Consider the following 6,099-nt stretch of genomic DNA (forward strand, 5'->3'; position numbering starts at 1 on the left):
TGTCACGTCTTCGCCAAGATCACCAGCTCGCCCTTTTCTTGGGTGATATAGAGCAGGCGGTCGAAGTAATGCATGCCGGCGATGCGCGAGAAGTTGAGGCGCATCGGGTCGGTCACCAGCGGGTCGTTGCGATCACCGGGCTGGTAGTCGAATCGCCCGGCGATAGTGGTGATCGTGTTGGACGATCTCTCCACCATGCGCACCACGTGATTCTGCGTGTCACCGATGAAGATGTTTCCATCCTCATCGAAGGACAGTGTCCATGGACCGTCATACTTCAGGTCGGGGCTGCTCCCGAAGGTCGCCTGGAGTGGATCGCCGCCGTCGCCGGTATATCCGGGCCGACCGGTGCCGGCAACCCGCACGACGACGTCGCGTTCGACATCGATCATGCGAAGGGCGTAGTTCCTGCTGTCGAGGACATAGATGTTGCCATCTGGTCCACAGCGGATGTCATACACCCAGTTGAAGCGGACCTCGCCGCAGGGCACCGCCTCCGTTGTGAAACCGGGCTGACCATCGCCCAGGGCACGGATCGGTTGACCGTCAGCGGAGAACTCCCAGATCCGGCACCCGGTGATCTCGTTGACCCAAATGTGGCCCCGGTGATCCACCACCCCATAGCCGGTGTCCCTCAGGCCGTGGGTGTCGCCGTCGATCAGCACCTGGGCCTCCTGCCCTTCTGGATCGACCCGGACGAACCGATGATTACCGAAACAGGAGACGAGCACCCCGCCGTCGGACAGGCGAGAGACAAAGGCAGGATTCTCCAGATCACCGAAGATGTGAACGGGACTGCCAGGCACCGGCTCCGGGCCGCAGCTCCAGCGTATGCTCCCGTCCGGCTCCAGGCAGCTCACCCAGTGTTGATCCCAGCTGACGCAATACCTGGTACCGAGATCGTCATGAAAGACAGGGTCGCTGAAGCCATCCATCCACTCGGATGCCTCCGTGGCACCAACCAGCCGATCGACTCGCCACCTCATCTCGAACCTCCCCGACCGCCCTCCAGCGGCGGCGTTGCATCCCGCAACCAGCCTCTGCCCGAAACCTCACCCGAGAATGTCGGCCCACAACCGACCGATGCCACGCCAGATCTCAGGGTGGCCCCTGCGGCCCAATTGCCGGTCTCGGTACGACACCGACCCTACCCGCCGACCTTGCACCCTGAGATACCACTGGCGGGCGGTCACCGCCCGCGTTGATGGACGCCCGCAGAGGTGTCGATAGCGGGCAGGTGGGTGTTGTGCTCGTTCACGCGCTCGAACTTCGTCGCCCGTGGGTCAGGGTGCGGTCGATCAGCGAAGCTACGTGCCCACCCCGCCGCCTGCTCCGTGACTGAGGGCCCGCTCGCCTCGCGAAGCGCTTCGGCGAGCCTGGTCTTCAACGAAGCGGGTGTGAACGAAGCTTCGACCCTCGATGAACTCGTGACCGAACGTCTTGTCACCGGCGAGAAGGCGGACGTTCGAATCAACCGGCAAAAGGAGCAGTGACCGCGAAGGTGTGGTTGGCCAAGGGTGTCAGCCAGATCAGTTCACGTCACCCAAGTAGTGCGGCCCGTACGAGCCGCGAGCGGCCAACGCGACGAGGCGCGGGACGAGAGCGGAGGGGAAGAAGCGAAGGTCGGACAGGCGGGCGATCGGTACCCAGTCCACCGACAGCTGCCATGCGTCCGGCTCGGTCGGTTCACTCGGGCCTGCCGTTGCATCGATCGAACACGAGAACATCACCTCGACCTGGTGGACGTCACGTTCGTACTCGGCGAACTCGTGGCTTGCACCGATGTAGTCCCTGATCCAGAGCACATCGCCGACAATGAGCGGATAGCCCGTTTCTTCACGGACCTCGCGACGAAGACAGTCGGTCAGCGATTCCCCGTGGCGCTGTCCCCCACCCGGTAGCAGGTAGAAGTCGCCGTCCGGATCGTCAGGATGCAGGTTGCGGGTCAGCAAGATAGCTCCGTCGGAGACGATCACGGCCTTGGCTGCGAGACGGATGGCGCTCATCGGCATGTCCGACACCGTAGCGCGCCGTTCCACACAGTGGAGTCGATCGCTGTCCGAATGGGCAGGCGATCGGTGCGTCATCACTCAGCTCCCAGACCGACTCGGGCATCGAAAAGACGGCCCCCTGGTGGAGGCGCGACGGGGTAGGGTGGGTTTCGATGTGGAAATCTGCATCCGACTCACATTCGCGATGCTTTTGATGGTGGTGAGTGCAGGCGTGACGTCATCGGCTTTCAGCCCGGCTACCGGCGTACGGATCACCATCGACAGCTCTGACGGCAACACCGTCCGAGTGTTCGCCGGTGACGGAGAAGTCGGGACCAACAGGCCAGGCAGGCAATGACCGCCCGGGGCTGGAATCGATCATCCGGAGCACGGTGAGCCGCCACGAGTGGGGACAGGGACCCGGGGGGGATCATGACGACGAAGGGACACAAGCGGAGGGTCGGCGGGATCGGCTGGAACATTTGGCGCGGATTGATCGGCGTCGCCTACCTGGCAGCCGCGATCTTCAACGCGATGTACACGTTCTCGCGAAGCCACGAGTTGGGCGGGTACGCCGAAGGTGCCTGGTTCCCGTTCCTCAAAGATTTCATGTCGGACGTGTTCATGCCCAACGGCGAGCTGTTCATGAGCCTCGTCATCGTGTTCGAGATCGCCGTCGGGCTGCTCATCCTGAGCCGTGGCACCTACGTAGACATGGGTGTCGGCGCATCGGTCCTGTGGGTGCTGTTGGTGCTCCCGTTCCTGGCATGGCCGTACCTGCTCACCAACATCATGCTGGCCTTGCTGCAGGGGGTGCTCTTCTTGCGGCGGTATGACACGGCGATCTGGGACCTGGGGAAACACCCACAGAGACGGCGTGGCGCGCCGCATCCGAGCTGACGGGAAAAGAACGATGGTTATACGAATCCTGATCGGACTGGGCCTGTTGGGACACGGCCTGGTCCAGGTCGGATACCTGACGCCAGGCCCCAGTGACCCGAACTATCCCTTCACTCTCGATGAATCGTGGCTCCTGCCTGCGTCGATTCGCCGGGCCGTCGGAGTGACGCTCGCCGTCATGACCGTCGTCGCATTTGTGTGTCTCAGCCTGGCCGCATGGGGGGTACCGGGCTTGGGCTCGCTGTGGAAGCCGCTGGTCATCGTCGGATCGCTTGCCTCGGTGCTTCTGCTGGTCGCGTTCTGGCACCCATGGATCGCGGTGGGTGTCCTCATCGATGTCGGGCTGCTCACACTCACCTTTACGGCCCCCGACTGGTGGATGCGAGTGGTCGCGTGACGGGCATCCGGTCTCGCCGCGCCTCGCCTTGCAGCGGTCGTGCCTGGCGAAAGATGGACAGGAAGCCGGCTGTGATCAGCGTCAATACGCGGACCTACCAAGGAGAGCGAGACGCTCACATGCAGATCGTCTGGAGAATCGCGCTTGCGGTGTCGTCGCCGGCGTGTCGGGGAGGCCACTCATGAAAGCAGTCCTGTATGAACGGTTCGGACCGCCCGTGGTGCTGCGGGTGGCAGAGATTCCCGAACCGGTGCTGCAGCCGGGTTCCGCCAAGGTGCGGATTCACGCCACCTCCATCAACGCGATCGATGTGATCTTCCGCAGCGGGCAACGCAAGGGGCGGATACTGTCGGGGATCTTCCGACCGAAACTCTCGATCCTGGGCTTCGACTTCGCCGGGGAGGTCGTGGCACTCGGCGATGGTGTCGACGGACTGAGCGTCGGCGATCGGGTAGTGGGAATCTCACGCTCGGGTGGCGCCAACGCCGAATACCTGTGCGTCGAGCCCGCGGCGGTGACCACGATCCCCGACCAAGTCGAGTATGTCGAGGCCGCCGCGTTTGCCGGGGCAGGCTCGGGAGCACTCCTCTTCCTGCATGCCATCGGTGGCCTCGAGCCAGGCCACCGGGTGTTGATCGTGGGAGCATCTGGAGGCCTGGGTACGTTCGCCGTGCAGCTCGCCCACCATTACGGCGCCGAAGTGACCGGAGTGTGCAGCACCCGCAACATGGATCTGGTTCGCTCGCTGGGCGCCGATGACGTCATCGACTACACCCGCGACGACCCGACCGCCCGGCGAAACGCCTACGACGTGATCTTCGATACGGTGGCAGCCGGCTCCTTCGGCGCCTACCGAGAGGCACTGCGACCAGGAGGCGTCTACTCGACGACCGTTGCGGGACTCGGCGTACTTGCAGGCATGGCGTTGAACCCGTTGAGACCTTCCCGGCGACGCGTCCACTTCATGATGGCCGGCGGTATTCCGCGCGACAGCCTCCAACCGGTCGTGGACCTCGCCGCCGAAGGATCACTGAAATCGATCATCGAACTCCAGCTGCCTCTCGACCGAACCGTCGCAGCTCACCGCCACTACGAAACCGGACACACCCGCGGCAAGATCGTCGTCACCGTATGAAGACGTCCGGCACGTACACCGTTGCCGCGAATTGTCGCCCGAGGCGAGCAGGACCTGATCGTGGCACCGCTCTTCCAGGGACTGTCCGGGCTTGGTGGCGGACCGACGGGTCCGCCACCACTTCGCGAGCCGGTAGTTCTCCCAGAAAGGAGCAAGGATGTCGACGGTAGAAAGAGTCGCTCTCGTGGCGGCGGTGTTGCTTGCCGCCGTGCCGCGTTTCAGGTCGCCCTCGCGCTTGGGGCTCCCTGGGGCGACATGTCCTATGGCGGCCGGGCAGCGACAAACGCCGGGGTTCTTCCCGGTGGGTATCGCGTCATGAGCGCGGCAGCCGCGTTGATCCTCGTCTTTGCGGCGTGGGTGGTGCTCGCACGAGCCGGTGCCGCTCCTGCCGGGCCACTGGGCGACGGGTTCCTCCGCTGGGCGACGTGGGTCGTCTTCGGGTATCTGGTGCTCAACACGGTCACGAACCTGGCGTCATCCAGCGTGGTGGAGCGGTGGGTGATGGGATCGATCGTGACCGTCACGGCCATTCTCTGTCTGATCGTCGCTCTCGCTGCACCGCACGGATCCGGCGCTCCCGCCGGCCAAACACCCGTCGGCTGACCCCATTCCCTGCCTTTGCCGGCGGGCTACTGGGATCGAATCGGCGACCTGTGCCATGTGAGGTTCTTGGGGGACCCCGTGTCGTCCGGTGAACCACGATGGCGCGGCAACGACCCTTGACCGCAGCGCCTTCTTGCCTCTCATCGATTTGCACCGTTTCGGGTGTTCTGCAGGCCCTGATCGAACCAGACCGCCCCCCAAGGGCTGGTGGTACGCTCGGGCATATGCCCTCAGAAACGGCAACGGCACAACTCGTTGCCCGCTACGTGCGCTCCTGGCAGGAGGGTGATCTGCCGGCGCTGCGTGCGTGTCTGGCCGACGAGATCAGGTTTGATTGGGGGATCGAGACCTATACCGACCCCGACGTTTTCGTCGCAGCCTCTGCAAGCGGGATCGAGTGGCGGGACGTAACCATGCTCGGGGCGATCTACGGCCCCAACGATGCCGCCATCATCTACGAAGGGGTCAACGTGACCGACGGCGTCCGCGTACGGACCGCCGAGTATCTCGTTCTCGACGGCGACGTGATTCGCGAGGCAGTCGTTGTCTTTGCCGAGTTCGGAAACGCAAACTGAAGACGGGACTCGGTACCGCGCAGGCCACTCCCCCGGCTACGGGTGTTCGTCAGGACCACCCGCTCCTGAGTACACAAACCCCGTACTCATTGGGGGATCCCGGCCGTGGGCGCTACAGGGATCGAATCGGTGACCTCTGCCGTGTGAAGGTTTCTAAAGGCAGTTTCGCGCGCCTGCAGAATCGGGGTATTGCGGCGACAGGCCTTGTGCCCCTTGGTTTCTCGCCTCTCATCGTCTCGCATCGTTTCGCGGTGGTTTCCAGTGTCATGTGGACGCGTTGTGGTCGCGAGAGCCCACCCCGACGCTCAGGTTCACAACGGCAGCAGCGACCACGCTCGACTCTCCGCGGATTCTCGTTGGACACGCTACTTCGAGTCGCTTCTCATCACCCGCGGACTCTGGTAGGTGCGGTGCAGGCGTCCACCTCCCGGCCGAGGTCACCGTTCGCGGCTGGCGAGGTGAGCCTCGAGCGGTGGGAGCGCGACGACGTCTTTGGGG

General features: G+C 64.0%; 7 protein-coding genes. 5 read left to right on the forward strand and 2 right to left on the reverse strand.

The window, feature by feature from the left end:
- Positions 1-2 precede the first annotated feature (2 nt).
- A complete protein-coding gene (locus tag GWP04_08935; GenBank protein ID NIA25679.1) occupies positions 3-986 on the reverse strand; it encodes a hypothetical protein in 984 nt (327 codons plus the stop codon).
- A gap of 543 nt (positions 987-1,529) precedes the next feature.
- Positions 1,530-2,012 carry an NUDIX domain-containing protein gene (locus tag GWP04_08940; protein NIA25680.1) on the reverse strand — a complete coding sequence of 161 codons (483 nt, stop codon included), beginning with the start codon at positions 2,010-2,012 and terminating at the stop codon, positions 1,530-1,532.
- Between the two features lie 411 nt (positions 2,013-2,423).
- Between GWP04_08940 and GWP04_08945 the strand changes: the two genes are divergently transcribed.
- From GWP04_08945 to GWP04_08965, 5 genes are all read left to right on the forward strand, one after another.
- On the forward strand, positions 2,424-2,891 hold the full coding sequence (locus tag GWP04_08945; GenBank protein ID NIA25681.1) for a hypothetical protein: 468 nt from the start codon (positions 2,424-2,426) through the stop codon (positions 2,889-2,891).
- Between the two features lie 13 nt (positions 2,892-2,904).
- Entirely contained in the window at positions 2,905-3,288 is a 384-nt protein-coding gene (locus tag GWP04_08950) for a hypothetical protein (protein NIA25682.1), read from the forward strand.
- 181 nt (positions 3,289-3,469) lie between these two features.
- Positions 3,470-4,423: a zinc-binding dehydrogenase gene (locus tag GWP04_08955; GenBank protein NIA25683.1), complete on the forward strand. Its 954-nt coding sequence runs from the start codon at positions 3,470-3,472 to the stop codon at positions 4,421-4,423.
- A 21-nt stretch (positions 4,424-4,444) separates the two neighbouring features.
- A complete protein-coding gene (locus GWP04_08960; GenBank protein NIA25684.1) occupies positions 4,445-5,026 on the forward strand; it encodes a hypothetical protein in 582 nt (193 codons plus the stop codon).
- Positions 5,027-5,250: 224 nt separating this feature from the next.
- Positions 5,251-5,601 carry a hypothetical protein gene (locus tag GWP04_08965; protein ID NIA25685.1) on the forward strand — a complete coding sequence of 117 codons (351 nt, stop codon included), beginning with the start codon at positions 5,251-5,253 and terminating at the stop codon, positions 5,599-5,601.
- Positions 5,602-6,099 lie beyond the last annotated feature (498 nt).

It is taken from the genome of Gammaproteobacteria bacterium (genome assembly GCA_011682695.1).
In the GTDB taxonomy this organism is placed as follows: Bacteria; Actinomycetota; Acidimicrobiia; order Spongiisociales; family UBA4744; genus BMS3Bbin01.

Excerpts from the sequence above, each read along its gene's own strand:
- GWP04_08935 (NIA25679.1), bottom strand. The coding sequence starts at position 986 with ATGAGGTGGCGAGTCGATCGGCTGGTTGGTGCCACGGAGGCATCCGAG.
- GWP04_08950 (NIA25682.1), top strand. The coding sequence starts at position 2,905 with ATGGTTATACGAATCCTGATCGGACTGGGCCTGTTGGGACACGGCCTG.
- GWP04_08965 (NIA25685.1), top strand. The coding sequence starts at position 5,251 with ATGCCCTCAGAAACGGCAACGGCACAACTCGTTGCCCGCTACGTGCGC.
- GWP04_08945 (NIA25681.1), top strand. The coding sequence starts at position 2,424 with ATGACGACGAAGGGACACAAGCGGAGGGTCGGCGGGATCGGCTGGAAC.
- GWP04_08955 (NIA25683.1), top strand. The coding sequence starts at position 3,470 with ATGAAAGCAGTCCTGTATGAACGGTTCGGACCGCCCGTGGTGCTGCGG.
- GWP04_08940 (NIA25680.1), bottom strand. The coding sequence starts at position 2,012 with ATGCCGATGAGCGCCATCCGTCTCGCAGCCAAGGCCGTGATCGTCTCC.